This is a genomic window from Enhydrobacter aerosaccus (genome assembly GCF_900167455.1).
Classification (GTDB): domain Bacteria; phylum Pseudomonadota; class Alphaproteobacteria; order Reyranellales; family Reyranellaceae; genus Reyranella; species Reyranella aerosaccus.
In genome coordinates this window covers 249,203-274,169 of sequence record NZ_FUWJ01000002.1, presented here as the reverse complement: position 1 = coordinate 274,169, position 24,967 = coordinate 249,203, and the positions used below count along the sequence as shown (strand labels likewise).

The 24,967-nt window shown below is 65.3% G+C and carries 23 protein-coding genes; 8 read left to right on the top strand and 15 right to left on the bottom strand.

Annotated elements, in window-relative coordinates; translation table 11 throughout:
* Position 1 precedes the first annotated feature (1 nt).
* From B5D62_RS10580 to B5D62_RS10570, 3 genes are read right to left on the bottom strand one after another with little or no spacing between them, the layout of a single operon-like run.
* Positions 2–1,423 (bottom strand): MFS transporter, encoded by a 1,422-nt coding sequence (locus B5D62_RS10580; protein ID WP_085933836.1) that lies wholly within the window; start codon positions 1,421–1,423, stop codon positions 2–4.
* A 4-nt stretch (positions 1,424–1,427) separates the two neighbouring features.
* Entirely contained in the window at positions 1,428–2,303 is an 876-nt protein-coding gene (locus B5D62_RS10575) for a TauD/TfdA dioxygenase family protein (protein WP_085933835.1), read from the bottom strand.
* A gap of 11 nt (positions 2,304–2,314) precedes the next feature.
* The gene (locus tag B5D62_RS10570) at positions 2,315–3,541 is read right to left on the bottom strand and encodes a serine hydrolase domain-containing protein (protein WP_085933834.1); all 1,227 of its coding nucleotides are present in this window, start codon (positions 3,539–3,541) and stop codon (positions 2,315–2,317) included.
* 77 nt (positions 3,542–3,618) lie between these two features.
* Here B5D62_RS10570 and B5D62_RS10565 point away from each other — a divergent pair, with 77 nt between their 5' ends.
* Together B5D62_RS10565 and B5D62_RS10560 are read left to right on the top strand one after the other, a co-directional pair.
* A complete protein-coding gene (locus B5D62_RS10565; protein ID WP_085933833.1) occupies positions 3,619–4,518 on the top strand; it encodes an SDR family NAD(P)-dependent oxidoreductase in 900 nt (299 codons plus the stop codon).
* 26 nt (positions 4,519–4,544) lie between these two features.
* Entirely contained in the window at positions 4,545–5,519 is a 975-nt protein-coding gene (locus B5D62_RS10560; RefSeq protein WP_085933832.1) for a Bug family tripartite tricarboxylate transporter substrate binding protein, read from the top strand.
* Between the two features lie 104 nt (positions 5,520–5,623).
* Here the strand turns inward: B5D62_RS10560 and B5D62_RS10555 are convergent, their stop codons facing one another.
* The gene (locus B5D62_RS10555) at positions 5,624–7,042 is read right to left on the bottom strand and encodes an amidase (protein WP_085933831.1); all 1,419 of its coding nucleotides are present in this window, start codon (positions 7,040–7,042) and stop codon (positions 5,624–5,626) included.
* A 102-nt stretch (positions 7,043–7,144) separates the two neighbouring features.
* On the opposite strand from B5D62_RS10555, the gene B5D62_RS10550 reads away from it, so the two are divergent.
* From B5D62_RS10550 to B5D62_RS10540, 3 genes are read left to right on the top strand one after another with little or no spacing between them, the layout of a single operon-like run.
* Complete coding sequence (locus B5D62_RS10550; RefSeq protein WP_085933830.1) at positions 7,145–7,444, top strand: hypothetical protein; 300 nt, start codon at positions 7,145–7,147, stop codon at positions 7,442–7,444.
* Positions 7,445–7,489: 45 nt separating this feature from the next.
* Positions 7,490–8,377, top strand: coding sequence for an MBL fold metallo-hydrolase (locus tag B5D62_RS10545; RefSeq protein ID WP_085933829.1), 888 nt, complete (start codon positions 7,490–7,492; stop codon positions 8,375–8,377).
* Positions 8,378–8,389: 12 nt separating this feature from the next.
* Positions 8,390–8,716: an NIPSNAP family protein gene (locus B5D62_RS10540; protein ID WP_085933828.1), complete on the top strand. Its 327-nt coding sequence runs from the start codon at positions 8,390–8,392 to the stop codon at positions 8,714–8,716.
* Positions 8,717–8,738: 22 nt separating this feature from the next.
* Here the strand turns inward: B5D62_RS10540 and B5D62_RS10535 are convergent, their stop codons facing one another.
* Positions 8,739–9,713: a Bug family tripartite tricarboxylate transporter substrate binding protein gene (locus B5D62_RS10535; RefSeq protein ID WP_170920886.1), complete on the bottom strand. Its 975-nt coding sequence runs from the start codon at positions 9,711–9,713 to the stop codon at positions 8,739–8,741.
* Between the two features lie 22 nt (positions 9,714–9,735).
* On the opposite strand from B5D62_RS10535, the gene B5D62_RS10530 reads away from it, so the two are divergent.
* Positions 9,736–10,554 (top strand): alpha/beta fold hydrolase, encoded by an 819-nt coding sequence (locus tag B5D62_RS10530; RefSeq protein ID WP_170920885.1) that lies wholly within the window; start codon positions 9,736–9,738, stop codon positions 10,552–10,554.
* Positions 10,555–10,724: 170 nt separating this feature from the next.
* Positions 10,725–12,176 carry a dihydropyrimidinase gene (hydA, locus tag B5D62_RS10525; RefSeq protein ID WP_085933825.1) on the top strand — a complete coding sequence of 484 codons (1,452 nt, stop codon included), beginning with the start codon at positions 10,725–10,727 and terminating at the stop codon, positions 12,174–12,176.
* 74 nt (positions 12,177–12,250) lie between these two features.
* Here hydA and B5D62_RS10520 read toward each other — a convergent pair whose 3' ends face one another.
* The 7 genes from B5D62_RS10520 to B5D62_RS10490 form a co-directional block, all read right to left on the bottom strand.
* Entirely contained in the window at positions 12,251–13,252 is a 1,002-nt protein-coding gene (locus B5D62_RS10520) for an ABC transporter substrate-binding protein (RefSeq protein ID WP_085933824.1), read from the bottom strand.
* A gap of 37 nt (positions 13,253–13,289) precedes the next feature.
* Positions 13,290–14,237, bottom strand: coding sequence for an ABC transporter permease (locus B5D62_RS10515; protein ID WP_231714783.1), 948 nt, complete (start codon positions 14,235–14,237; stop codon positions 13,290–13,292).
* Complete coding sequence (locus tag B5D62_RS10510) at positions 14,234–15,157, bottom strand: ABC transporter permease (RefSeq protein ID WP_139373833.1); 924 nt, start codon at positions 15,155–15,157, stop codon at positions 14,234–14,236. Before B5D62_RS10510 ends, B5D62_RS10515 begins: the two co-directional genes overlap by 4 nt.
* Positions 15,147–15,968 (bottom strand): ABC transporter ATP-binding protein, encoded by an 822-nt coding sequence (locus B5D62_RS10505; RefSeq protein WP_085934713.1) that lies wholly within the window; start codon positions 15,966–15,968, stop codon positions 15,147–15,149. The genes B5D62_RS10510 and B5D62_RS10505 overlap by 11 nt, the downstream gene beginning before the upstream one ends.
* A gap of 83 nt (positions 15,969–16,051) precedes the next feature.
* Positions 16,052–17,305: a Zn-dependent hydrolase gene (locus B5D62_RS10500; RefSeq protein WP_085933823.1), complete on the bottom strand. Its 1,254-nt coding sequence runs from the start codon at positions 17,303–17,305 to the stop codon at positions 16,052–16,054.
* Between the two features lie 25 nt (positions 17,306–17,330).
* Entirely contained in the window at positions 17,331–18,608 is a 1,278-nt protein-coding gene (preA, locus tag B5D62_RS10495; protein ID WP_085933822.1) for an NAD-dependent dihydropyrimidine dehydrogenase subunit PreA, read from the bottom strand.
* A gap of 11 nt (positions 18,609–18,619) precedes the next feature.
* Positions 18,620–19,969 carry an NAD(P)-dependent oxidoreductase gene (locus tag B5D62_RS10490; protein ID WP_085933821.1) on the bottom strand — a complete coding sequence of 450 codons (1,350 nt, stop codon included), beginning with the start codon at positions 19,967–19,969 and terminating at the stop codon, positions 18,620–18,622.
* Positions 19,970–20,188: 219 nt separating this feature from the next.
* Here B5D62_RS10490 and B5D62_RS10485 point away from each other — a divergent pair, with 219 nt between their 5' ends.
* Entirely contained in the window at positions 20,189–20,845 is a 657-nt protein-coding gene (locus tag B5D62_RS10485) for a TetR/AcrR family transcriptional regulator (protein WP_231714782.1), read from the top strand.
* Between the two features lie 50 nt (positions 20,846–20,895).
* Here the strand turns inward: B5D62_RS10485 and B5D62_RS10480 are convergent, their stop codons facing one another.
* From B5D62_RS10480 to B5D62_RS10470, 3 genes are all read right to left on the bottom strand, one after another.
* Entirely contained in the window at positions 20,896–22,185 is a 1,290-nt protein-coding gene (locus B5D62_RS10480) for an MFS transporter (RefSeq protein WP_218191031.1), read from the bottom strand.
* Between the two features lie 161 nt (positions 22,186–22,346).
* Positions 22,347–23,573: an ABC transporter substrate-binding protein gene (locus B5D62_RS10475; RefSeq protein WP_085933818.1), complete on the bottom strand. Its 1,227-nt coding sequence runs from the start codon at positions 23,571–23,573 to the stop codon at positions 22,347–22,349.
* Positions 23,574–23,729: 156 nt separating this feature from the next.
* Positions 23,730–24,953 carry an ABC transporter substrate-binding protein gene (locus B5D62_RS10470; RefSeq protein ID WP_218191030.1) on the bottom strand — a complete coding sequence of 408 codons (1,224 nt, stop codon included), beginning with the start codon at positions 24,951–24,953 and terminating at the stop codon, positions 23,730–23,732.
* Positions 24,954–24,967: the final 14 nt, after the last annotated feature.

Sequence of the window (24,967 nt, the reverse complement as noted above, 5' to 3'; positions counted from 1 at the left end):
CTCAGCGCTGGAGGCGCATGCGGAAGCTGCCGATGACCAGCGCGGTGCCCGCGAAGGCTGCTCCCAGCCACAAGGCCCCATGGGCCGCGGCATAAGCCTGCGCACCGCCGGCGGAGAAATCGAACAGGCCGAACATCAACGCGACCAGCGCCGCGCCCAGCGTCTGGCCCAGTGTCCGCGAGGTGGCGATGATGCCGCCGGCGCTGCCGCTGCGGTCGCGCGGCACGGCGTTCATCATCAGCCGGTTGTTGGGCGAGGCGAAGATGCCGAAGCCGGCGCCGCACAGCATCAGCCGCCACATGACATTGGCCGTCGAAGGATTGTCCGGCAGCAGGGCCGTCAGCACGAGTCCGGTGGTCATGCTCGCCAAGCCGATCGCACCGAGAACTCCGGCGTGGTAGCGATCGGCGAGGCGCCCGGCGAACGGCGCGATGGCGGCCAGAGCCAGCGGCCAGGCCGTCAGCAGGATGCCGGTATCGGTGGCGCTGCGGCCAAGCACGGTGTGGAAGAAGAAGGGCAGGCTGACATAGGCCAGGCCCTGCGCCACGAAGGTGCAGCTCGAGGTGCTGATCGACAACGCGAAGATGGGGCGCCTGAAGATGTCGACCGGCATCATCGGATGCACGAGCAGCTTCTGCCGCCAGATGAAGAGCGTGCCCAGCACCGCGGCGCCACCCGCCTCGGCCAGGATCACGTTCCACGAATGGCCATGCGCCAGCCCGTCGATCGCAAAGATCAGAAGCCCGAACGTCGCGCCCGACAGGACGGCCGACAGAATGTCGAAGGGGCGCCGGATGTGCACGGTGCGCGGCAGATAGCGCTCGCCGAGAATGAAGGAGACGATGCCGAGCGGGATGTAGCACGCGAACAGGATCGGCCACGACCAGACGGCGAGCAGCGCCGCCCCGATGCTGGGTCCGGCGGCGAGAGAGGTTGCGACGACGGTGGTGTTGAAGCCCAATCCGCGCCCCAGCATGTTGCGGGGATAGATCGAGCGCACCAGGGCGGGCTGGATCGCCATGAGGCCGGCCGCTCCCAATCCCTGAAAAGTTCGTGCCGCCAGGAGCCAGGGCAAGGATGGCGCCAACACGCAGCCGACGGACGCGATGCAGAACAGCAAAATGCCGGCGCGATAAACGCGGCGGTAGCCGATGATGTCGCCCAGGGCCGCCAGCGGCAACAGCGACACCATCTGCGCGATCTGGCTGGCGTTGACGATCCAGATCGAACTCTCGGCGGAAATGTCGAGATCGTGCGCGATGTAGGGCAGCGCGAGATTGGTCATCGAGTTGCTGAGCACCGCCATCGACAGGCCGATGGTGATGGTGGCAACCGCCAGAATGCGGGGAAGGCCGGGCGGCAGGCCGTCGGGATGGGTAGCGGTGGCCGGGACAGGTTCTGCGACGGAGGTCGAGTAGGGCATGCGTCTATTGCATCACCGTCGGTGCATCGCCGCTGATGGTGGTGCGCTGCATGAGACGCTTGTATTTCACCGCATCGTAATAGGTCGCGCGGTGCAGGACCGCCCGATTGTCCCACACGACGACATCGCCCTCGCGCCAGGCCTGGGAGAGGCGGAATTCCGGCTGGTCGGCACGCTGGGTCAGCTCGTGCAACAGCGCTTCGCCGGTCTCCCGCGGCCAGCCGATGATGAAGCCGGCATGAGCGCCGATATAAAGCGCGCGGCGCCCGTTGATGGGATTGTCCTGGAACAGGCGTTGCTTCACCGCTGGCAGCTCGGCCAGGCTCTTGGCGCTGAGGATGCCCTTCTGCACGCGGTTGCGTGAATATTCGAGCGCATGCTCGGCGATCAGCGGTTCGATGGTCGCCTGCAGCGCTGGAGGCAGGGCATTCCAGGCCGCGCGCATGCTCAGGAATTCGGTGTTGCCTCCCTCGGCCGGGCAGATGCGTGCCGTCAGAACCGAACAGAGCGACGGAATGCGTTTGAACGAGGAGTCCGAGTGCCAGAAGTAATTGGCCTTCTGGTAGATCATGCGCATGTCGTCGGGTGGGATCGGCTCGCCGGTCATAATGTCGAGGTTCGACTGGCGTGCGAACTTCGTTCCCGCGGCCGGATTGGCGCTGAGGGTCGTCTCCAGAGGACCGAAATATTCGCTGAAGCGGATCTGCTTCTCGTCATCCATCGGCTGGTCGCGGAACAAGAGGACCGAATGTTCCTCGAACGCAGCCCGGATCGGGCCGAATTCCCGGGGGCTCAGCGGCTGCGTGATGTCGATGCCGCAGATCTCCGCGCCGAACAGCGGATGCAGCTTCCTGACTGTGATCGGTCCGGTGTTGCGCATGGCCCGCTCCTTCAGTCAACGATTGCCTGATAGGTCAGCACGCGCAGCTCGCGCCGGATCGGATAGGTCGAGGACGGCATGAGCTGCGTCAGCAGCACCACCGCCATGTCCTCGGCAGGATCGCACCAGAAGGCGGTCGAGGCGGCGCCGCCCCAGGCATACTCGCCGGGAGTGCCGACGATCTGCGCCTTGGCCGGATCGATCATGACGGAGAAGCCCAGTCCGAAGCCGACGCCGTAGTAGGTCGACTCCGAGAAACGGGGCGTGCCCATGTCCGCCATGTCGCCCTTGAGGTGGTTCATGGTCATGAGCTCGACCGTCTTGCGGCCGAGCAGGCGCACGCCGTCCAGCTCACCCTTGTTCAGCATGAACTTGCAGAAGCGGAGATAATCGGACGCCGTCGAGACCAGTCCGCCGCCGCCGGAATTGACCTTGCGCGGCGCGAGATAGCGGCTCTTGCCGGGATCGTCGAGCAGCGACAGCTTGCCGTCGGGCGTCGGGCTGTAGTTGGCGGCCAGACGCTCGTGCTTTTCCTTCGGCACGTGGAAGTTCGTGTCCACCATGCCCAGGGGCTTGATCACGCGCTCGACCAGGTATTTCTCGAACGGCTCGCCGGAGACGACTTCGACCAGCCGTCCCAGGACGTCGGTGGAGACGCTGTAGTTCCAGGCCTTGCCGGGCTGGCACAGCAGCGGGAAGGTCGCGAGCTTGTCGACCAGCTCCGCGAGGCTGCTGTCGGCGGTCTGGAAGTCGACGCCGTCCTTGCCGCGATAGAGCGCGTCGATGATGGTGCTTTCCATGAAGCCGTAGGTCAGGCCCGAGGTGTGCGTGAGCAGATCGCGGAAGGTGATCTCGCGCTCGGCCGGTACGGTATCGATCTTGCCGCGGCTGCCGCCAGCGAAGACGCGCATGGTCTTGAAGGCGGGCAGGAATCGCGAGATCGGGTCGTCGAGCTGAAAGCGGCCTTCCTCGTAGAGCATCATGATCGCGGTCGAGGTGAGCGGCTTGGTCATGGAGTAGATGCGGAAGATGGTGTCGGGCCGCATCGGCTTGCCGCGTTCGACATCGGCCTTGCCGTAGGCCTCGGCGAAGGCGAGTTCGCCCTTGCGCATGACGCAGGTCACCATGCCCGGCAGCCGGCCACTATCGACCCAGCCTTTCATCCAGTGGCTGACACGCGCGAGCCGCGCTGCGGAAAGGCCGACCTGTTCAGGCGCAACGAGTGGCAGGGTGTCCATGGCGATCCTCCGGTTCGAACCGCTATACACTAGCGCAGGACAGCGATTTCCAGACACGCAAAAGACGGGAGGGTGCAATGGCAAGATTGTGCGAAGGGCGGGTGGCGATCGTCACGGGCGGCGCCCGCGGCGTCGGCCGGGAACATTGCCTGATGCTGGCCGAGCATGGCGCCAAGGTGGTGGTGAACGACCTCGGCGGCGACCGTACCGGCAAGGGCCACGATGTCGGGCCCGCTCAACAGGTCGTGAACGAGATCAAGGCCAAGGGCGGCGAGGCGGTCGCCAACGGCGACGACGTCTCCGACTGGAACGGCGCCAAGCGCATGATCGATCAGGCCATCCAGGCTTTCGGCAAGCTCGACGCCCTGGTGCTGAACGCGGGCATCCTGCGCGACCGCATGCTCGTGAACATGTCAGAGGACGAGTGGGACGCGGTGATCAAGGTCCATCTCAAGGGCACCTTTGCGCCGGCGCGCCACGCCGCTGCCTACTGGCGCGACCTCGCCAAGGAGAAGGGCGGACCGGTCGACGCGCGCATCATTACGACCACGTCCGTGTCGGGCATCTACGGCAATATCGGCCAGACCAACTACGGCGCCGCCAAGGCCGGCATCGCCTCCTTCACCATCATCGCCGCGCGGGAGCTGGGCCGCTATGGCATCACGGTGAACTCGATCTCGCCCTCGGCCTTCACGCGCATGACGGAGGATCTGCGGCAGTACAGCGAGGAGGACAAGAAGCGCCGCGATCCGAGATGGATCGCGCCGGTCGCCACCTGGCTGGTGAGCGAGCAGAGCCGCGAGATCACCGGCCGCGTCTTCCAGGCCGGCAACGGTCAGTTCGCGGTTGCCGAAAGTTGGCACAAGGGCCCGATGGCCGAGCAGGTCATGGATCCCCACCAGGCTGGCAAGATCCTCACCGAGCTCGCTAAGAAGGCGCGCAAGAATGCCGGCATGGACGGCATGGATCTCGATTGAGGCACGAAAGTAAGCAGGTAAGTGTGATGAGCAATCTACATCGCCGGTCGGTGCTGTCCGGCATCGCGGGACTGGCGGCCCTTCCGCAGGCGGCTTCGGCCCAGACCTGGCCGAGCAAGCCGGTTCGCTGGGTGGTTCCCTATACGGCCGGAGGACTGACCGACTCGGCGACGCGGCTGACGCTGGAGAAGATCGATCTCGGGCAGACTTTCGTGGTCGATAACAAGCCCGGCGCCAATTCGCTGATCGGCGCCGAAGCGGTCGCAAAGGCGGCGCCCGACGGCTACACCTTCCTGACCGTCATCGCTGCGCACGCCGCGAACAAGACGCTCTATGCCGGCAAACTGTCGTTCGATCCCGAGACGAGCTTCGAGCCGGTGTCGCTGGTGGGCATCGCGCCGTTGATCCTCACCGTGACCAACAATCTGCCAGTCAAGACCGCAGGTGAGCTGATCGCCTATGCCAAGGCCAATCCGGGCAAGATCTCGTTCGGCTCTTCCGGCGTCGGCTCGGCGGCGCATCTCACGAGCGAGCTGTTCAAGCAAGTCGCGGGCATCCAGATGGAGCACGTCCCCTACAAGGGAACGGCGCCGGCGCTGGCCGACCTCGCCGCTGGCAATATCCAGGTTCTGGTCGATGCGCCGATCGGCGTGATGTCGAATGTCCGGGCCGGCAAGATCCGCGGGCTCTGCATGTTCTCCAAGGAGCGCGTCCCCGGCGTCGAGGAGGTTCCCACCATCGTCGAATCCGGTGGCCCGCTGATCGAGTCTTCGAGCTGGGCCATGTTCCTGGCCCCGGCAGGAACGCCGAAACCGATCGTCGATCGCCTGTCCGCCGCCGTTGCCAAAGCGGTGACAGACTCCGACCTTCGCAAGCGTTTTGCCGAGCTGGCCTTGATTCCCGCCGGCACCGATCCCGCCGCGACCAAGAAGTTCCTGGCGGATGAGGTCGAGAAGTGGCGGCAGGTGATCGTCACCGCGGGCGTCAGGGTCGAGGCCTGACGCTACAGCGCGATGACTTTTCATGGAATCAAGCCGTCGCCCGGACGCATGCGCTGCCATGCTACGAGCGTCAGGGCGACGGCCGAAGCAAAAGTCATCGCGCTTTAAAGGCGGGCGAGAGTCTCCTCGACCTTTGGCTGCGGCCAGGTCCAGCCGCTCGCACTTTCGTAGGCTCGCATCGCGCGCAGCACGAGGTGATCGGCCCGAGCTGGCCCGACGATCTGCAGCCCGACGGGAAGGCCCGACCGGGTGAGGCCGGCGGGCATCGAGGCTGCGGGCTGGCCCGTCAGGTTGAATGGCAGCGTATAGGGCGCCCCCTTGGTCCAGCGTGGGAAGGCCTCTGAATTGTAGAGTGTTCCGACCGGCGGGGCGGCGGTCGGCGTTACGGGGGCGAGCAGGAGGTCGAAGGTCTGGTGCCATAGCGCCATGTCCCGCGCGAGCTTCGAGCGTGCTTCGTACGCTTTCGCATAGTCGGCCAGCGTGATCGCCAGGCCCTTTTCCGCGGCGGCGCGGAAGCCGGGATCGAGCTTGCCGTGAAGCTGCGTCGGGATCTGGCGCAGACGGGTGGCAAAACTGCCGATCCAGAGTGGCTCGAAGGCATTTTGCAGCGGCTCGATCAGCGGGCCGACTTCCTCGACATGGGCACCCAGAGAGTCGAATCGCGTCGCCGCGGCGACGACGAGGTCACGCACCTCCGCGTCGGCTGAGACGTGCCCGAGATCGAGGCTGAGGCCGATGCGCCAGCCACGCACACCTTCCTCGAGGCCGATCGTGTAATCGCGCGGTTCGGCGGGCAGCGAGCGCCAGTCGCGCGCATCGGGTCCCGCAGTGGCATTGAGGGCGAGCGCCGTGTCGAACACGCTGCGGGACAGCACACCCTGGCTGACAACATCGGCGAACGGAGAGTCGGCCGGATATTGGGGGATGCGGCCGTAGGAGGGCTTCAGCCCAACGAGTCCGGTGTGAGCGGCCGGAATTCGAATCGAGCCGCCGCCGTCGTTGCCATGATTGAAGGGGCCGACACCGGCCGCCGTCATCGCCGCGGCGCCGCCGGAGGAACCGCCCGGCGAATGGTCGGTATTCCACGGATTGCGGGTGATCCCCTGCAAGGGCGAGTCGGTCAGTGCCTTCCAGCCGTACTCGGGCGTCGTGGTCTTGCCGAGAATGACCATGCCGGCCTGACGCAACCGTGACACGACCGGTGCGTCCTCGACAGCCGGCGATTCGTCAGTGGCATGTGAACCGTAGCGCGTCGGCCATCCCTTGACCGTGGTCGTGTCCTTGATCGAGGTCGGCACGCCGTCGAGGGGCGAGAGCGGCTCACCTCTTCGCCATCGCTCCTCGGATGCCCTCGCGGCCGCTTTCGCACCTTCATTGTCTAGCAGGACGAGAAAGTTCAGGCACGGCTGCAATTTGCCGGCGCGGTCCAAGACTTCCCGCACGACCTCGACAGGAGAAAGACTTCTCCGGGCGAATCGTCGGCTCAGCTCGTGCGCCGTGCACCAGATCAGGCTGTCAGACATGCGTGTTCGCTCATCTCGGTTGGCGACGACCCCGTGTATCCTGATCGTCATCTCGACTCAGTATGATCCCAAGTCGAGACCGCGATAAAGGAGGGGTATATCGTGGAAACCGTCGGAGCCATTGTTGCAAGCGGCGTGGCGGGTTTGCTCGGCTTCATGGCCGGGGGACGTTGGGCTCCCACCGCTTTTCTCGGTGCATTGCTGTTCGGAGTGCCGTTCGGAATCGTTGCCGCCGGCCTGTACTTCATCTCTGCATTATTCATTGCCCAGGCATGGCCGGAGCTGATCGATGCCCGATCGGTCGGGCTGCACGTCATGGCCCTGGTCATCGTAGGGGCGATGTGCAGCGGCATCGGCATCGTGTTCGGCTATCGAAAATCGCTGGGCGCCAGGCTGTTCTGATCCTTGCCAGCCCCTTAAGCTCGCTGCAGGCAAGAGGGGTATCGCATGGTCGAAGTGAAGCTTGGCGCTGCAACGGCGACGCGTATCGAGGAAAGCTACGAGCCCAACTTCGAGGCGCGGCGATTCTTTCCCGACTGGAATGCGGACGTGGTGCGACAGCACCACGACTGGCTGGTGCCCAACCACTATGACGAAGCGTCAGGCTTCCTCAAGCTGAGCATCCATAGCTGGCTGCTGAAGGTTGGCGGCAAGAACATCCTGATCGATACCTGCGTCGGCAATCACAAGCCGCGCGCCTATCGGCCGATGTGGAACATGATGGAGACGCCCTATCTCGAGCGGCTGGCGACCGCCGGGGTCAAGCCGGACCAGATCGACATGGTGATGTGCACGCACCTGCATGTCGATCATGTCGGCTGGAACACGCGGCTGGACAATGGTCGGTGGGTGCCCACCTTCAAGAACGCCAAGTACGTCTTCAGCCGCGAAGATTACGAATTCTATCAGAAGGTCGACAGCGATCCGGAGAAGGGGCCGGCCAACGGCGGTTCGTTCCGCGATTCCGTCCTGCCGGTGGTCGAGGCCGGCCTGGCGCAGATGGTGAGTGGCGCGGCGACGCTGGATGAACATCTCAAGGTCGAGCCGGCGCCCGGCCATACGCCCGGCACCATCGCCATCAAGTTCGAGGCCGACGGCGAGAAGGCGCTGTTCTGCGGCGACATCCTGCATCACGCCCTGCAGGTCTATCATCCCGAATGGAACAGCTTCGCCTGCCTCGATCAGGACAATGCGCGCAAGAGCCGACGCGCCGCGCTCGAGCATTGCGCGGGTTCCGGTGCGTTGCTGATGCCTTGCCATTTCGGCGCGCCCTTCACCTGTCACATCGATCACAAGGGCGGCGGCTTCGCTCCGCGCTTCAGCGGCAATTTCTAGAGGGAGGAAGAAATGATCTATGAAATGCGTGTCTATCGCTGCCTGCCGGGCCGGCTGCCGGCGCTGCTCAACCGCTTCAACACGATCACGCTGAAGTTGTGGGAGAAGCACGGCATCAAGCAGGCCGGCTTCTTCACCACGCTCGTCGGCGAGTCCAACCAGGAGCTGACCTACTTCCTGCAGTGGGAGTCGCTGGCCGACCGCGAGAAGAAGTGGAATGCCTTTGCCGCCGATCCCGAATGGCTCTCCAAGCGCGCGGAGACCGAGAAGGATGGCCAGATCGTCGCCAACGTCTCCAACCAGTTCCTGGTGCCGACGACCTTTTCGTCGGTGAAGTGACAGGCGAGCGGGTCGACAGGAGTCACTCGATCTTGAGGCCGGCCGACTTGGCGAGATTCGTCCATTTCTCCAGGTCGGCCGCGACGTAAGCCGCAAACTCGGGCGGACTGCCGAATTGCGGGTCGGCGCCGAGTTCGGCGAACTTCTTCGCTACCTCCGGGGAGCGGACTGTGCCGTCGACCGCGTCATGCAGCTTGTCGACCAGCGTTTGCGGCGTACCGGCGGGCAGGAAGATGCCGTAGGAGATCGCTGCCTCGTAGCCTGGCAGTCCTGACTCGGCGATGGTCGGGATGTCGGGCGCCGCGGCGGAGCGCTTGGTGCCGGTCTGACCGAGCACCTTGAGCTTGCCCGCCTTGACGTGGGGCAGAGCCGTCGACAGCCCACCAAAGTAAAGATCGACCAGGCCGGCCATGAGATCGGCCATCGCCGGACCGCCGCCTTTGTAGGGAACGTGCACGATATCGAGCTTGCCCAGCGCCTTGAACAGCTCGAGGGCCAGATGCGTTGCGCCACCGGCTCCGGCGGACGCGCCGTTCAATTTGCCAGGCCGGGCCCGCGCCAATGCCAGCAACTCGGCCACGGTATTGGCCGGCAGGTCGGGGCGTACGACCAGCAGCATCGGGTTGATGCCGACCGGCGCCACGGCAATGAAGTCGGTCCGCACATCGTAGGGCAGATTGCGTTCGAGAGCGGCCGCCACGGTGGTCGAGCCGTTGGAAGCCAGCATGAACACGCTGCCGTCGGGCGCCGCCTTGGCCAGCGATGCGGCCGCGATCTCGCCATTCGCGCCGGCTCGATTCTCGACCACGACAGTACGTCCCAAACGCTCGCCGATGCCCGGAGCGATGATGCGCGTCAGCAGATCGTTCGGGCCGCCGGGCGGGAAGCCAACGATGAAGCGCAGCGGCCGGTCGGGAAAGTCGGCTGTCTGGGCGCGCGCCGGAAGAGCCGTAACGGCAATTCCGCAGACCAAGGCGCGGCGGGTGAGGGTCGTCATTGGCCGGAGTATGATGTGCACCATGGCCGTCGCGCAAACCACCCATGGTGCGTTGCACTATGAGCTCTTCGATCTCGTGGCTCCCTGGCAGCGACCGGCCGCGCCCATTCTCTTTCATCATGGCATCGGCAGCAGCCGACTGCTGTGGCGTGGATGGTATCCCGCCCTGGCCGACCGTTATCGCGTCGCGGCGTTCGACATGCGCGGCAGTGGACAGTCTTTCGTTCCGCCGCCCGATGCCGACTGGTCTCTCGAGTCTCTGATCGACGATCTGTTCGCGGTCGCCGACGCTGCGGGCCTCGATCGTTTTCATCTCGTGGGCGAGTCGATGGGCGGCACGGTCGCGCTCGCCGCGACTCTTGCCCGTCCGGATCGCATCGCCAGTCTCACCGTCAGCAACGGAGCCCATCTCGGCGCATCGATCCAGCGAGTCGAGGTCTGGCGCGGGCAGCTGGATGCCGGCGGCCTGGCAGGTTGGTCGCGCGCCTTCATGCTGGATCGATTCCATCCCGATGCCTTGAGCGCCGAGATGGCGACCTGGTTCGAGCACCAGCAGGCGCAGTGGTCGGGCGAGTCGATCCTGAAGGCGCTCGGCGTGCTGATCGGCACCGATCTTACCGCGCGGTTGCAGGAGATAGTCTGTCCGGTGCTGCTGCTGCATCCGGATGGCAGCCCATTCATCCCCGTGTCGGTCATGGCCGAACTGCATCGCCTGCTGCCGAACGCACGGCTCAATGTCATCGGCCCGGCCCGCCACGGGTTGCCGTTTTCCCATGCCGCGCAATCGGCGCGCCTTCTGCGCTCTTTCCTCGACTCGTCCGAGCCGCCCAACGGCCGCTAATGGACGACGGAACACCATAAGAGGAAACGACGGGAGACGTAGCCGGGGGGGGGCCGCTTGGTGAACGGCTGATCGGTCGCACAACCGCCCGAGATTGCCGGCTCGCGAGCTTCCGGAGGGGCAGCCTTTGCGCTAGACTTGATCAATTGGTCAGGTTTTTGGAGGCGCGCATGGCAACGTTGATCCGCGGTGGCACCGTCGTTACGGCCGAGACGAGCTATCGGGCCGATGTCCTCTGCGACCAGGGCGTCATCAAGGAGATCGCCCCCAGGATCGAGGCGCCGGCCGATGCCCGCATCGTCGACGCTGGCGGCCAGCTCGTCATGCCGGGCGGCATCGATCCGCATACGCACATGGAGCTGCCCTTCATGGGCACGACCGCGTCCGAGGATTTCTACTCGGGTACGGCAGCGGGTTTTGCCGGCGGGACGACCATGATCATCGACTTCGTGATTCCCGATCCCAAGGAGCCGCTGCTCGAAGCCTACCGGAAGTGGCGCGGCTGGGCCGAGAAGGCGGCGGGCGATTATTCCTTCCATGTCGCGGTCACGTGGTGGGACGAGTCGGTGCATCGCGACATGGGCGTGCTGACGAAGGAGCACGGCGTCAACTCCTTCAAGCACTTCATGGCCTACAAGGGCGCGATCATGGCCGAGGACGAGGTGCTGGTGAATTCCTTCACCCGCGCCCGCGAGCTCGGCGCCATCTGCACCGTTCACGCCGAAAACGGCGAGCTGGTGTTCCACCTGCAGCAGCAGCTCCTCAAGGCCGGCATCACCGGACCGGAGGGGCATCCACTGTCGCGGCCGCCGGAGGTCGAGGGCGAGGCGGCCAACCGCGCCATTCGCATCGCCCAGGTGTTGGGCGTGCCGCTCTATATCGTGCACAATTCCTGTCGCGAATCGCTCGAGGCGATCACCCGGGCGCGCAACGAGGGGCAGCGCGTATTCGGCGAGGTGCTGGCGGGCCATCTCGTGGTGGACGATTCGGTCTATCGCCATCCCGACTGGAATGTGGCGGCAGCGCATGTGATGAGCCCGCCATTCCGGCCCAAGGAGCATCAGGAAGCGCTGTGGCGCGGCCTGCAATCCGGCAACCTGCAGACGACGGCGACCGATCATTGCTGCTTCTGCGCGCCGCAGAAGGCGATGGGTCGGACCGATTTCACCAAGATCCCCAACGGCACCGGCGGCGTCGAGGACCGGATGGCGATCCTCTGGCATTACGGCGTCGGCACCGGCCGGCTGACGCCCAACGAGTTCGTGCGCGTGACCTCCACCAATGCGGCGCAGATCTTCAACATCTATCCGCGCAAGGGTTCGGTGAGCGTCGGTGCCGATGCCGATCTCGTCGTCTGGGATCCCAAGGCGACGCGCACCATCTCTGCCAAGACCCATCATCAGAAGGTCGACTACAACATCTTCGAGGGCCTGACGGTGCAGGGTGTGCCCACGCACACGATCAGCCAGGGCAATGTCGTTTGGGCCGACGGCAAGCTCGACGCCAAGCGCGGTGCCGGCCGCTATATCCCGCGGCCAACCTTCGCGCCGGTGTTCGAGGCGGTGCGGCGTCAGACCGAACTCAAGGCTCCTCGTCCGGTGCCGCGCGTCGCGGCGGAGTAGGGGACGCGACGTCACAAAAAAACGGGGGAGGCCTTGCCTCCCCCGCATCGTTTCGACGAAGCTTGGCTTCGCCGTTACTTCTTCATCGCCTTGTCCCACACCTCGTGGGTCCAGGCGCCGACCGGCTTCTTGGTGATGACCGGGTCGGAGCTGCCCTTCAGCAGCACGTCGACAGTGCGCTGGTAGTCGGCCTCTTCGAGATAGCCGATGCCCTTGGGCTGATCGGCGACCAGCTTGGCGACCTCGCTCATCATCTGGGTCTGGTGATGCTCCGTCTGGGCGCCGGTCGCGTCGTTCTTGAGTACGATCTTCACCGCCTCGGGCTGGTTCTTGATGGCGTAGTCCCAGCCCTTCACCGACGCGCGCACGAACCGGGCGAGCTTGTCGACCATCGCCGGATCTTTGAGCTTGGCATCGAGGGTGTAGAGACCGTCCTCGAGCGTCGCCACGCCTTCATCCTCGTACTTGAAGACGATCAGGTCGGCGGGCTTCACGCCGGCATCGATGATCTGCCAGTACTCGTTATAGGTCATGGTCGAGATGCAGGCCGCCTGCTTCTGCAGCAGCGGGTCGACATTGAAGCCCTGCTTCAGGATCTTGATGTCCGCGTCGGCGCCCGAGGTCTTGTACTTGAGCTTGTCCATCCAGGACAGGAACGGATATTCGTTGCCGCCGAACCACACGCCCAGTGTCTTGCCCTTGAAATCGGCCGGCGTCTTGATGCCGCTGTCCTTGCGACAGGTGAGCTCCATGCCCGAGCGCTTGAAGACCTGGGCGATGTTCACGAGCGCAATGCCTTTCTCGCGCGTCGCCAGAGCCGAGGGCATCCAGTCGACCACCACGTCGGCGCCGCCGCCGGCGATCACCTGCGGTGGCGCGACGTCCGGGCCGCCGGCCTTGATGGTCACGTCGAGATTCTCATCCTTGTAGAAGCCCTTGTCCTTGGCCACGTAGTAGCCGGCGAACTGGGCCTGGGTGACCCATTTGAGCTGCAGGGTGAGCTTGTCGGCCGCGTGCGCTGTCGCGCTGGCCATCGCCAGGGCGGCGACGCCGGCCAGGATGGGAAATCTCTTCATACGTAAGCTCCTTGTTCGTTCGTGTCCGTTGCTCCGCTCAACTCCGCTCCTGGCGATAGGACGGGTGCCAGAAGGTGAACCCCCGCTCGATGAGCGCGAGGATGCCGTAGAAGATGGATCCGGCCAGAGCCGCCACCGCGATCGTCGCCCAGACCATGTCGACATTCATGCGGCCGATTTCGACGGAGATGCGGAAGCCCATGCCGACCACCGGCGTGCCAAAGAACTCGGCGACGATGCCGCCGATCAGGGCCAGCGTCGAATTGATCTTGAGCGCGTTGAAGATGAAGGGGAGTGCGCTGGGCAGCCTGAGCTTGCGCAGGGTCTGGCCGTAGCCGGCGGCGTAGGAATGCATCAGATCCCGCTCGATCTCGCTGGCGGCCCCGAGCCCGGCCAGCGTGTTCACCAGCATCGGGAAGAAGGTCATGATGACGATCACCGCCGCCTTCGACTGCCAGTCGAAGCCGAACCACATCACCATGATCGGCGCGATGCCGACGATCGGGATGGCGCTGACCAGCGCGCCGAGCGGCAGAAGCCCGCGTTGCAGGAACGGGCTGCGATCGACCAGGACGGCGACCAGGAAGCCGAGGCCGGATCCCAGCGTGAAGCCGGCCAACACCGACTTGAGGAAGGTCTGGCGGAAATCCTGCCACAACAGGCCGACATTCGAGGCCAGCTGATGGCCGATGCGGGCCGGGCTGGGAAGTAACACCGCCGGCACATCGAATCCGACGGTCAGGACCTGCCACAGATAGAGCAGGAGCAGGCCGAACAGGCCCGGCACCACCAGCCCGCCGATCCAGCGCGGTCGGTCGACGGCGGCGAGGCGCTCGAGCCCGACCCAGGACAAGCCCACGACGGCGATCACGAGTGCCCAGAAGCCGAGTGGCATCTCGCCGGGCGATGGTCCAGGCCCCAGGAAAACAAGCGACGCCGTCGCGCCGGCCAGCGCAACGACGGTGGCGGCGATACCCGCCTTCACGGCTTGGCCCCCATTCGGCGCAACGTCATCCGCTCGACCACGCCAACGAGGGCAACCAGCACCATGCCGAGCAGGGCCGCCATGAACAGGGCCGCCCAGATCTGGATGGTCTGGCCGTAATAGGAGCCGCTCAACAGGCGCGCGCCCAGCCCGCCCTGCGCACCGGTCGGCAATTCGCCGACGATGGCGCCGACCAGGCTGATGGCGATCGCTACCTTCAGCGAGGCGAAGAGGAAGGCGACCGAGGCCGGCCAGCGCAACTTCCAGAAAACCTGGCTCGGCGTTGCCGAATAGGTGCGCATCAGGTCGAGCTGCAGCGGGTCGGGTGAGCGCAGCCCCTTCACCATGCCGATGGTGATGGGGAAGAAGCACAGATACATCGAGATCACGGCCTTGGGCACGAGGCCCGTCAACCCGATATTGCCCAGCACGACGATGATCATGGGAGCGATGGCCAGGATCGGGATCGTCTGCGAGGCGATGATCCACGGCAGCAGGCTGCGATCGAGGGTGCGCCAGCTGACGATGCCGACCGCCAGCACGATCCCGAGCACCGTTCCCAGGGCGAAGCCCAGCAAGGTGGCCGATCCCGTGATCTCGGCATGATAGACCAAGCTGCGCGGCGAGGTGACGTCGCGGGTGAAGACGCTGTCGTAGAATTCTTCGGCAACCTGGTGCGGCGCCGGCAGGAGCGGGCGGTCCAGCGCCAGGGCGGTGCCGATGAATTCGGCCGCTGTGGCCTTGGTCTCGGACTGCTCGAGCCGCTGCTCGACGAGACCGGCATTGAGCCAGACCGCGCCCACGTACCAGATCAGGACGATGGCGGCGAGCACCATCGTCACCGGCAGCCAACGGCTTTCGGTCAGGCGGTTCCTGATTGGGATCGAAGCCGGCGAAGGTGCGAGGGCCTCAATCGTCATAGGAATGACCGGCCCGCAGCGCGACACGGACGCGATGAGCGATGGCGAGGAATTCCGGAGTCTCGCGCACATCGAGCGTGCGATCGGACGGCAGGTCGCAGTCGATGACCTCGAGGATGCGGCCGGGACGCGGCGACATCACGACGATGCGGCTGGACAGGAACACCGCTTCGGGGATCGAGTGCGTGACGAAGATGACGGTCTTCTGCGTCTGTTCCCACAGCCGCAGCAACTGCTCGTTCAGATGATCGCGCGTGATCTCGTCGAGGGCGCCGAACGGCTCGTCCATCAGCAGGAGCTTCGGCTCGAAGCTCAGCGCGCGGGCAATGGAAACGCGCTGCTGCATGCCGCCCGAAAGCTGCCAGGGGAACTTGTTGGCGAAATCCTTGAGTCCCACCATCTCCAGGTAGCGCGCCGCACGGCTGTCGCGTTCGGCGCGCGGCACGCCCATGATCTCGAGCGGCAGCATGAGATTGCGCCGCACGCTGCGCCACGGGTAGAGGGCTGGGGCCTGGAAGACGTAGCCGTAGGCGCGGGCCAGGCGGGCCTGCTCGGGAGACAGGCCGTTGACGGTGATGGAGCCGCTGGTCGGATGCTCCAGATCCGCCATCACGCGCATCAGCGTGGTCTTGCCACAGCCCGACGGGCCGATCAGGGAGATGAACTCGCCCGCCTTGATCTGCAGATTGACATTGGTGAGCGCGACGACCGGCGCGTCGGTCGTCTGAAAGGTGAGCGACAGGTCGCGAACGTCGATGGCAACCGGTTTGTCGTCGTTGCGGGACGCCGGTCGCGGAGCATCTGCACTCATGGTCGTGGCCGTGCGCAGCGTTTGCACGTCAATCGCTCCCCCGTTCGGATCGTCGCAGCACCGGCTTGCCCCGTCAAACCGCGTCAGGTCGCGTTGGCGCGGGCGATCATCGCCTGCAGCAGCACGTTGCAACCGGCGGCAATGTCGCGGGGCGTGGCGCTTTCCACCTCATTGTGGGAGATGCCATCGGCGCAGGGGACGAAGACCATGGCAGTGGGTGCCACCCGGGCGATGTAGCAGGAATCGTGTCCTGCGCCGGAGATGATCGGCATGTTCTCGTAGCCCAGCGTCTCCGCACCGCTTTGGACCGCGGAAACGCACGCCTTGTCGAACGCGACGGGCGGCGAGTACCAGATCTGCTCGAGCTGGAGCTGCAGGCCGATCTCCTCGGCGATGCGGCTGGCGCAGGCGCGCAGCTCGGCGTCCATCTTCGACAGCGTCGCATCATCAGGATGCCGGAAGTCGACGGTGAAGAACACCTTGCCCGGGATGGTGTTGCGCGAGTTGGGGCTGACCTGCATCAGCCCGACGGTCGCGCAGGCGTAGGGCTGGTGGGCGAGGCCGATGCGGTTCACCTCGTGCACGATCCGCGAGGCGCCCAGCAAGGCATCCTTGCGGCGACGCATCGGCGTCGGTCCGGCATGGGCTTCCTGGCCGGTCATCGTGATTTCGTACCAGCGCTGACCCTGGGCGCCCTGGACGATGCCGATGGTCTTCTGCTCGGCCTCGAGGATCGGGCCCTGCTCGATATGCGCCTCGAAGAAGGCGCCGAACTTGCGGCCGCCGACTGGCAGATCGCCGGCATAGCCGATGCGCTGCAGTTCCTCGCCCATGGTCTTGCCGTCGAGATCCTTGCGCGTCAGTCCGTATTCCTCGTCGAAGACTCCGGCGAACACGCCCGAGGCGACCATCGCCGGCGCGAAGCGCGACCCCTCCTCGTTGGTCCAGACCACGACTTCGACCGGCGCCGCGGTCTCGTAGTTCATGTCGTTCAGGGTGCGGATCACTTCGAGGCCGGCCAGCACGCCATAGACGCCGTCGAACTTGCCGCCGGTCGGCTGGGAATCGAGATGGCTGCCGGTGCCGATCGGCGGCAGCGAGTTATCGCGGCCCGGTCGACGGGCGAAGATATTGCCCATGCGATCGACCGAAACAGTGCAGCCGGCTTCCTTGCACCAGCGCACGAACAGGTCGCGGCCCTGACGGTCGAGATCGGTCAGGGCGAGGCGACAGACGCCTCCCTTCTCCGTGGCGCCGATCTTCGCCATTTCCATCAGGCTCTGCCACAGCCGCTCGCCGTTGATGCGCAGATTCTTGCCGCTCGCCGTATTGCTCATGATGCGCCTCGATCTGTCTGAATGGTTACTCGGCAGCCTGCCGCAGGGGATTGTTGGGATGTTCGAGCCAGGTGAGAGGTTTGCGGCCAGTCGCCACCTCGATCATGCTGATGCAGCCCGTCACCGGGCATGCATGCATGCAGAGATTGCAGCCGACGCACTCCTTGTCGACGACCTCGAAGCGGCGCTCGCCATTCGTCTTGGACACCGTGATCGCCTGGTGGGAGGTGTCCTCGCAAGCGATATGGCAGAGGCCGCACTTGATGCAGGCTTCCTGGTCGATGCGGGCAACGATCTTGTAGTTGAGGTCGAGGTGCTGCCAGTCCGTCACGTTGGGAAGGGCGCGGCCGACGAGGGCATCCAGACGCGCGTGACCCTTGGCATCGAGCCAGTTGCTCAGTCCGTCGACCATATCGTCGATGATCTTGAAGCCGTAATGCATCGCGGCGGTGCAGACCTGGACGGTCCCCGCGCCAAGGGCATGGAACTCTGCCGCGTCGCGCCAGGTGGCGATGCCGCCGATGCCCGAGATCGGCATGCCGGCGCATTCCGGATCGCGGCCGATTTCGGAGATCATGTGCAGGGCGATCGGCTTCACGGCCGGACCGCAATATCCGCCATGGGTTCCCTTGCCGCCGACCACGGGGGTCGGGGCCATGAGGTCGAGATCGACACCGATGATCGAATTGATGGTGTTGATCAGAGACACGCCATCGGCGCCGCCGCGCTTGGCGGCCCTTGCCGAGCCCAGGATGTTGGTCACGTTGGGCGTGAGCTTCACCAGCACCGGCATGCGGGTGTTCTGCTTGCACCAGCGCGTGACCATCTCGACATATTCCGGCACTTGGCCGACCGCAGCCCCCATGCCGCGCTCCGACATGCCGTGCGGGCAGCCGAAATTCAGCTCGACGCCGTCGGCATGGGTCTCCTCGACCCGCTTGAGGATGCGCTTCCAGCTCTCTTCCTCGCACGGCACCATCAGCGAAACGACCAGAGCCCGGTCGGGCCAGTCGCGTTTCACCTGCTTGATCTCGTCGAGATTGACCTGCAGCGGCCGGTCGGTGATCAGCTCGATATTGTTGAAGCCGGCCATACGCACGCCGCCGACATCGAGCGATCCGTAGCGTGAGGCGGTGTTGACGACCGGCGGACCGTCTTCGCCCAGCGTCTTCCAGACCACGCCGCCCCAGCCGGCCTTGAAGGCGCGGACGACATTGTAGGCCTTGTCCGTCGGCGGCGCCGAGGCCAGCCAGAACGGGTTGGGCGACTTGATGCCGGCGAAAGTGGTGCGCAGATCAGCCACGTCTTCCTCCCTCAAGCCGAGCGCAGGGCGCGGTTGATCGCTTCCGCCGCGACCTTTCCATCCTGCACCGCGCTCACGGTCAAATCATCCCCCGGTACGCAATCGCCGCCGGCCCAGACATTGGGCAACGACGTCTGCCGGTCGGCATTCACGGCGATGCGGCTACCGGCCAATTCCAGCGGTTCCGCGGCACCGATCTCGAGCGGCGCCGCGACGAAGGTCTGGCCGATCGCCTTGAACGCCATGTCGGCGAGCAGGGTAAAGCGATCGTTGGTCGACATCAGCCGGCCTTGCTCATCGAGCTGTGTATATTCGAACTCGACTTCCCTGACCCGGCCGCCCTGGCCGACCAGTCGGATCGGCCGCGCCCAATACTTGATGGCGACGCCGTTGGTCTGGGCCAGCTCCTGTTCGTATCCGGTCGCGGTCATGTGCTGCGGACCGCGGCGATAGACGATGGTGACATCCTGCGCGCCCAGGCGCTTGGCCTGGACGGCGATGTCGATGGCCGTGTTGCCGCCCCCGATCACCACGACGCGGCGGCCGATCTCCAGAGCGCTCTTGTCGGCGGTCTGGCGCAGCCGTTCGATATAGGCGACGGCATCCATCACGCCCGCCATGTCCTCGCCCTCGAGGGCCAGGGCATTGGCACCAGCGAGGCCAAGGCCCAGAAACATGGCGTCGAAGTCCCGGCGCAAGTCGGCAAGCCTGACATCGCGTCCGAGCGCCTTGCCGAATTCGATCCTGATGCCGCCAATGCCCAGGATGAAGGCCGCCTCCGTCTGAGCGAAATCGTTCGTCATCTTGTAGGCGGCGATACCGTATTCGTTCAGGCCACCGGCCTTGGGCCTGGCTTCGAAGATCGTGACATCGTGACCGTGCCGCGCCAGCCGATGGGCGCAGGCCAGTCCGGCCGGTCCCGCCCCGACGACGGCGACGCGCTTGCCAGTCGCGGCCGCCCGAGTGAAGGGCTGGACCTTATGGTCGAACAGCCAGTCCGTGGCGTAGCGCTGCAAGGCGCCGATCTGGATCGGCTTGGACTCCTGCGTCTGCCGGACACAGGCCGATTCGCACAGGATCTCGACCGGGCAGACGCGGGCGCAGGCACCGCCCATGATGTTCTCGCCCAGGATGGTCGTTGCCGCGCCCTTCACATTGTCGGTGGTGATCTTGCGGATGAAGCCCGGGATGTCGATGCCGGTCGGGCAGGCCTGCGTGCAGGGCGCGTCGTAGCAGAAGTAGCAGCGGCTCGCTTCGACGAGCGCCCGCTTGCGATCGAGCGGCGGATGGATGTCCGAGAAGTTCCGGGCGATCTCGTCCGCAGTCAGGCGTTGGGCGGCAAGTCGGCCTGCGTCGTTCATCAGCGTTCCCTTCCCGTTGTCGGTGCTCGGAACTCGCGAGCAACCGCCTGATCCTCAACTGCACGGTAGCGATGATCTGACCAAATGGTCAAGTTCGGCGTCACGACATTGCCAGGCTGGAGAGAAGTCATTCGATCCTGTACATCAGTTGGTATGTCCAGGCAGCGCACCGCCCAAAAACCGAGCATCACCAGGAACAAGTCGTCGGGGACGCAGCGGTTGGAGGCCCTTCGCAAGTTCAATGCCAACACGCGTGGCGCCATTCGGGAAAGCAACGAGATGCGGCTGTTGCAGGCAGCCGAGACGGTGTTCGCGGCGCGCGGCTTCAGCGGCGCGACGACGGCTGAGATCGCCACGCGCGCCAAGCTGCCCAAGGCGAACCTGCACTATTATTTTCGCACCAAGGCCGAGCTCTATCGGGCGGTGCTGGCGAACGTGCTGGAACTCTGGCTCGACGAACTCGATCGCTTCACGTCGGATCGCGAACCCACCGAAGCGATCGCCGAATACGTTGCAGCGAAGCTGAACTGGTCACGCAAGCGTCCCAACGCCTCGAAGGTCTTTGCCAACGAAGTCCTGCACGGAGCGCCCTTCCTGAAAGCCTATCTGTCGAACGACCTGCGGCGACGGGTCGAAGACAAGTCGGAGGTCGTCCGGCACTGGATCGCGCAGGGCAAGATGCGGCCCCTGGACCCGAAGCACTTCTTCTTTCAGCTGTGGGCGGTGACCCAGCACTACGCCGACTTCGACGTGCAGGTCAGGGCCGTGCTGGGGCGCGGCCGGCTGACCGATCAGGATTTCGCCACCGCGGCCGAAAACATCACAGCGCTCATCCTGCACGGCTGTCTGGTTCCTGCCCGGACACGGCCGGCCTGAAGGCGCCGGAGAATGCCGGCACCTGTCGTTCGATGTTTCCGCCGAGCTCGTTAGGCCTGGGCCGGCCGCATGCCGGCGGTCCGTGCCGCGTGGGCGACGAGCCGCGCGCGATCGGCTTCGGGGCGGATGAAAAGGACGCCGATCAGGCCGCCGGCGATCATCAGCAGGCCCATGATCACATAGCCGTGTTCGTATCCCGCCACCGGCGAGGCCGCGTTCTGGATGAAATTGCCCATGACGAGCGGCGCGAGCACGCCGGCCACCGTCACGAACGAATTGGTGATGGCGAGCATGCCCGCCCGCTGCGACTGCGGCGTCAGCTCGCTCACGATCATCGGAATGACGACATAGATCGTGCTGCCGATCGCCGAGCCGATGACCAGCACGGCAAGCTTGGCCGCAGGAGATGGCATCGATCCGACCAGCGGCATCAGGCATCCGCCTAGGATAACGGTCGCGGCCGGAAAGATGCCGCGCGCGATCCGGCTCGACACGCCGGCCCGGGTCAGGCGTTGCGACAGCCAGCCGCCGCTCAGCACCACGCAGAGGCCGAAGATCCAGGGCAGGATGGTCAGGTTGCCGGCGACCGCCTGCGAATAGCCCAGTCCCTGGATCAGGTAGGAGGTGAACCAGGTGAGGCCGAGCGACAGGCCCCAGTAGGTCGCGAAGCAGGTGCAGCTCACCGCGACGATGCTGGGGCAGGTGATGAGATAGCGGTAGGGGACGTGACCGTTGCCGTGAGGAGAGGCGGGGCGGTCGACCAGCGTGCCTTCGCGGCCGAACGCCAGCCACAGCACCGCCCAGACAAGGCCGGCGACGCCGAGTGCGCCGAACGCCCAGTGCCAGGAGTGATGGACGATGATCCAGTTGAGCGTCGGCACGGCGACGATCACGCCGAGTGCGGAGCCTTGCGCGATGATCGCCGTCGGCAACCCGCGCAACGAATCGGGGAACCACTTGTAGATGGCATGGGTCGCGACGGGCGCGGCCGGGCCTTCACCGGCGCCCAGGATGATGCGGCAGGCCATCAACACTTCGAGATTGACGGTCGCCAGCATGGGGAACTGCACCAGCGACCAGACGATTGCCATCGCCAGCAGGGTGCGGCGTGCATGGATGCGGTTGGTCAGGAAGCCCACCACCACCGCCGACACGGCGAACAGGAAGAAGAAGGACGAGCCGAGCAGGCCGAACTCCTGGGGCGTCAGCTGCAATTCCTGCATGATCGGCCGCGCCGCGAGCCCGACCACCACCTTGTCGGCGAAGTTGATGAGCATGAAGAGGAACAGCAGCCCGGTCATCAGCCAGGCGCCCTTGAGAGGGCGTTCTTGCGCAGTCACTTTGGCGTCACTCCCTTTGCCCTTTGTTTGGGCTTCTGCGTCCATAAGACAAGGCCGCCGCAGGCGGCGCAAGGGTGAAGCGCGGACCACGTGTGTCTCCGCTACCGGCACAACGAAAAAGGGCGCCCGACGGGCGCCCTTCCGCAGACATCACTGCAATTTCAGTCCTTGATGAGCGGACAATGGCCGTCCTTCAGCGGACGATAGGCCTGGTCGCCGGGAACGGTGGCGACGAGCTTGTAGATGTCGTCCTTGCTCTTGGATTCGGCCGGCGACTTGACCTGGAACAGGTACATGTCGCGGATCACGCGGCCGTCCTCGCGCAGCTTGCCGTTCTTGGTCATGACGTCGTTGATCGGCATCTCGCGCATCTTGGCCATCACCGCCTTGGGGTCGTCGGTGCCGGCGGCCTGCACCGCCTTGAGGTAATGCAGGGTCGAGCTGTAGACGCCGGCCGTCAGCATGCTCGGCAGCTTGTCCTTCTTAGCCCGATAACGCTTGGTCCAGGCGCGAGTCTCGTCGTTCAGATCCCAGTAGAACGACTCGCTCAGCACCAGTCCCTGGGCGACGGGCAGCGTCAGGGCCTGGACGTCGGTCGCGAACACGAGCAGCCCGGCCAGGCGCTGGCCGCCCTTGACGATGCCGAACTCGGCCGCCTGCTTGATGGCGTTGACGGTATCCATGCCGGCATTGGCAAGCCCGATGACCTTTGCCTTGGAGCCCTGCGCCTGCAGCAGGTAGGACGAGAAATCCTGCGTGCTGAGCGGGTGCTTCACGTCTCCCAGCACCTTGCCGCCGGAGGCCTTCACGACCGATGACGTCTCGTCCTCCAGTGACTTGCCGAAGGCATAGTCGGCGGTGAGGAAGAACCAGCTGTCGCCGCCGTCCTTCACGACGGCGCTGCCCGTGACGTGCGCCAGGGCATAGGTGTCATAGACCCAGTGCGCGCCGGTCGCCGAGCAGGCCGGACCAGTGAGGTCGGCGGAACCGGCACCCGTGTTGAGATCGATCTGTCCCTTCTCCTGGGACACCTTGCGCACAGCCAGCGCCACCGAGGACGTGCCGAGGCCGGTGATCATCTTGACGCCGTCGACGTCGTACCATTTGCGCGCGATCGCGGCGCCGACATCGGGCTTGGTCTGGTGATCGGCTGACAGGATCTCGACCGGACGGCCCAACACCTTCCCGCCCACGTCCTCGACGGCGAGTTGCATCGCCTCGACCTCGCCTTGGGTAAGGTCGCCATAGACGCCGGAGAAGCCGTCCATGACCGCGATCCTGAGGGGCTGCGGCGCCTGCGCCTGGGCAATGGCGCCGAGGCCCAGCACGGTCAGGCTCACGCCAGCGGCCAGCACGCCCGCAAGCCGGGCAACATTTGTACTCTTCATTCTTCCTCCCACACGCGGCGGTGCCGCAGAGGCGCGAAATCTAGCCTTCCTCCGCCGGCCGGCCAAGCCGATAGCGCGTGCCGGCGACCGTCGGCGAGGGCAAATGAAAAGGCGCCCGAGAGGGCGCCTTTTGCTCTTTGCGGCTGCTACGGAAGCCTAGTTCTTGATCAGCGGGCAGTGGCCGTCCTTCAGCGGCCGCCACGCCTGGTCGGCCGGAACCGTGGCCAGGATCTTGTAGATATCGTCCTTGCTCTTGGACTCGGCCGGCGACTTGACCTGGGCGAGGTACATGTCGCGGATCACGCGGCCGTCCTCGCGCAGCTTGCCGTTCTTGGTCATCATGTCGTTGATCGGCATCTCGCGCATCTTGGCCATCACCGCCATCGGCTCGTCGGTGCCGGCGGCCTGCACGGCCTTCAGATAATGCAGCGTGGCGCTGTAGACGCCGGCAATCGTCAGGTTCGGCAGCTTGTCCTTCTTGGCACGGAAGCGCTTGGTCCAGGCCCGCGTCTCGTCGTTCATGTCCCAGTAGAACGGTGTGGTCAGCACCAGGCCCTGTGCCACCGGCAGGCCGAGCGACTGCACGTCGCTGTCGAAGATGAGCAGCGCGGCGATGCGCTGGCCGCCCTTGACGATGCCAAACTCGTTGGCCTGCTTGATGGCGTTCACGGTGTCCATGCCGGCATTGGCAAGACCGATGACCTTGGCCTTCGACCCCTGCGCCTGCAGCAGATAGGACGAGAAGTCCTGCGTGCTGAGCGGATGCTTGACGCCGCCCACGACCTTGCCGCCGGCGCCTTTCACGACGGCCGCGGTCTCATCCTCCATGGACTTGCCGAAGGCATAGTCCGCCGTGATGAAGAACCAGGTATCGCCGCCATCCTTCACGACGGCGCTGCCCGTGACGTGCGCGAGGGCGTAGGTGTCGTAGACCCAGTGCGCGCCGGTGGCCGAGCAGGCCGGACCGGTCAGATCCGCCGTGGCCGATCCGACGTTGAGATCGATCTGGCCCTTCTCCTGGGCCACCTTGCGCACGGCCAGGCCGACCGACGAGGTGTCGAGGCCGGTGATCATCTTCACGCCGTCGTCGTACCACTTTCGGGCGAGACCGGCGGCGACGTCCGGCTTGTTCTGATGGTCGGCCGAGACGATCTCGATCGGGCGCCCAAGCACCTTGCCGCCGACATCCTCGATCGCCAGTTGCATGGCTTCGACCTGGCCCTGGGCCACATCGGCATAGACGCCGGACAGCCCAGCCATCAGGCCGATCTTGAGCGGTTGAGGCGCTTGCGCCTGCGCCATGGTGGCAACACCAAGGGCGACAAGGCACACGCCTGCCGTTACCGCGCCCATCAAGCGGGCGACGTTCGCGACTTTCATACTCTAGTTTCCTC

Bases quoted from the DNA above. Each gene is read 5' to 3' on its own strand.
- B5D62_RS10520 (WP_085933824.1), bottom strand. From the start codon at position 13,252: ATGAAGAGATTTCCCATCCTGGCCGGCGTCGCCGCCCTGGCGATGGCC.
- B5D62_RS10535 (WP_170920886.1), bottom strand. From the start codon at position 9,713: ATGACGACCCTCACCCGCCGCGCCTTGGTCTGCGGAATTGCCGTTACG.
- B5D62_RS10540 (WP_085933828.1), top strand. From the start codon at position 8,390: ATGATCTATGAAATGCGTGTCTATCGCTGCCTGCCGGGCCGGCTGCCG.
- B5D62_RS10560 (WP_085933832.1), top strand. From the start codon at position 4,545: ATGAGCAATCTACATCGCCGGTCGGTGCTGTCCGGCATCGCGGGACTG.
- B5D62_RS10530 (WP_170920885.1), top strand. From the start codon at position 9,736: ATGGCCGTCGCGCAAACCACCCATGGTGCGTTGCACTATGAGCTCTTC.
- B5D62_RS10470 (WP_218191030.1), bottom strand. From the start codon at position 24,953: ATGAAAGTCGCGAACGTCGCCCGCTTGATGGGCGCGGTAACGGCAGGC.
- B5D62_RS10500 (WP_085933823.1), bottom strand. From the start codon at position 17,305: ATGAGCAATACGGCGAGCGGCAAGAATCTGCGCATCAACGGCGAGCGG.
- B5D62_RS10565 (WP_085933833.1), top strand. From the start codon at position 3,619: ATGGCAAGATTGTGCGAAGGGCGGGTGGCGATCGTCACGGGCGGCGCC.
- B5D62_RS10505 (WP_085934713.1), bottom strand. From the start codon at position 15,968: ATGAGTGCAGATGCTCCGCGACCGGCGTCCCGCAACGACGACAAACCG.
- B5D62_RS10555 (WP_085933831.1), bottom strand. From the start codon at position 7,042: ATGTCTGACAGCCTGATCTGGTGCACGGCGCACGAGCTGAGCCGACGA.
- B5D62_RS10510 (WP_139373833.1), bottom strand. From the start codon at position 15,157: ATGACGATTGAGGCCCTCGCACCTTCGCCGGCTTCGATCCCAATCAGG.
- B5D62_RS10580 (WP_085933836.1), bottom strand. From the start codon at position 1,423: ATGCCCTACTCGACCTCCGTCGCAGAACCTGTCCCGGCCACCGCTACC.
- B5D62_RS10575 (WP_085933835.1), bottom strand. From the start codon at position 2,303: ATGCGCAACACCGGACCGATCACAGTCAGGAAGCTGCATCCGCTGTTC.
- hydA (WP_085933825.1), top strand. From the start codon at position 10,725: ATGGCAACGTTGATCCGCGGTGGCACCGTCGTTACGGCCGAGACGAGC.
- B5D62_RS10570 (WP_085933834.1), bottom strand. From the start codon at position 3,541: ATGGACACCCTGCCACTCGTTGCGCCTGAACAGGTCGGCCTTTCCGCA.
- B5D62_RS10545 (WP_085933829.1), top strand. From the start codon at position 7,490: ATGGTCGAAGTGAAGCTTGGCGCTGCAACGGCGACGCGTATCGAGGAA.
- B5D62_RS10490 (WP_085933821.1), bottom strand. From the start codon at position 19,969: ATGAACGACGCAGGCCGACTTGCCGCCCAACGCCTGACTGCGGACGAG.
- B5D62_RS10475 (WP_085933818.1), bottom strand. From the start codon at position 23,573: ATGAAGAGTACAAATGTTGCCCGGCTTGCGGGCGTGCTGGCCGCTGGC.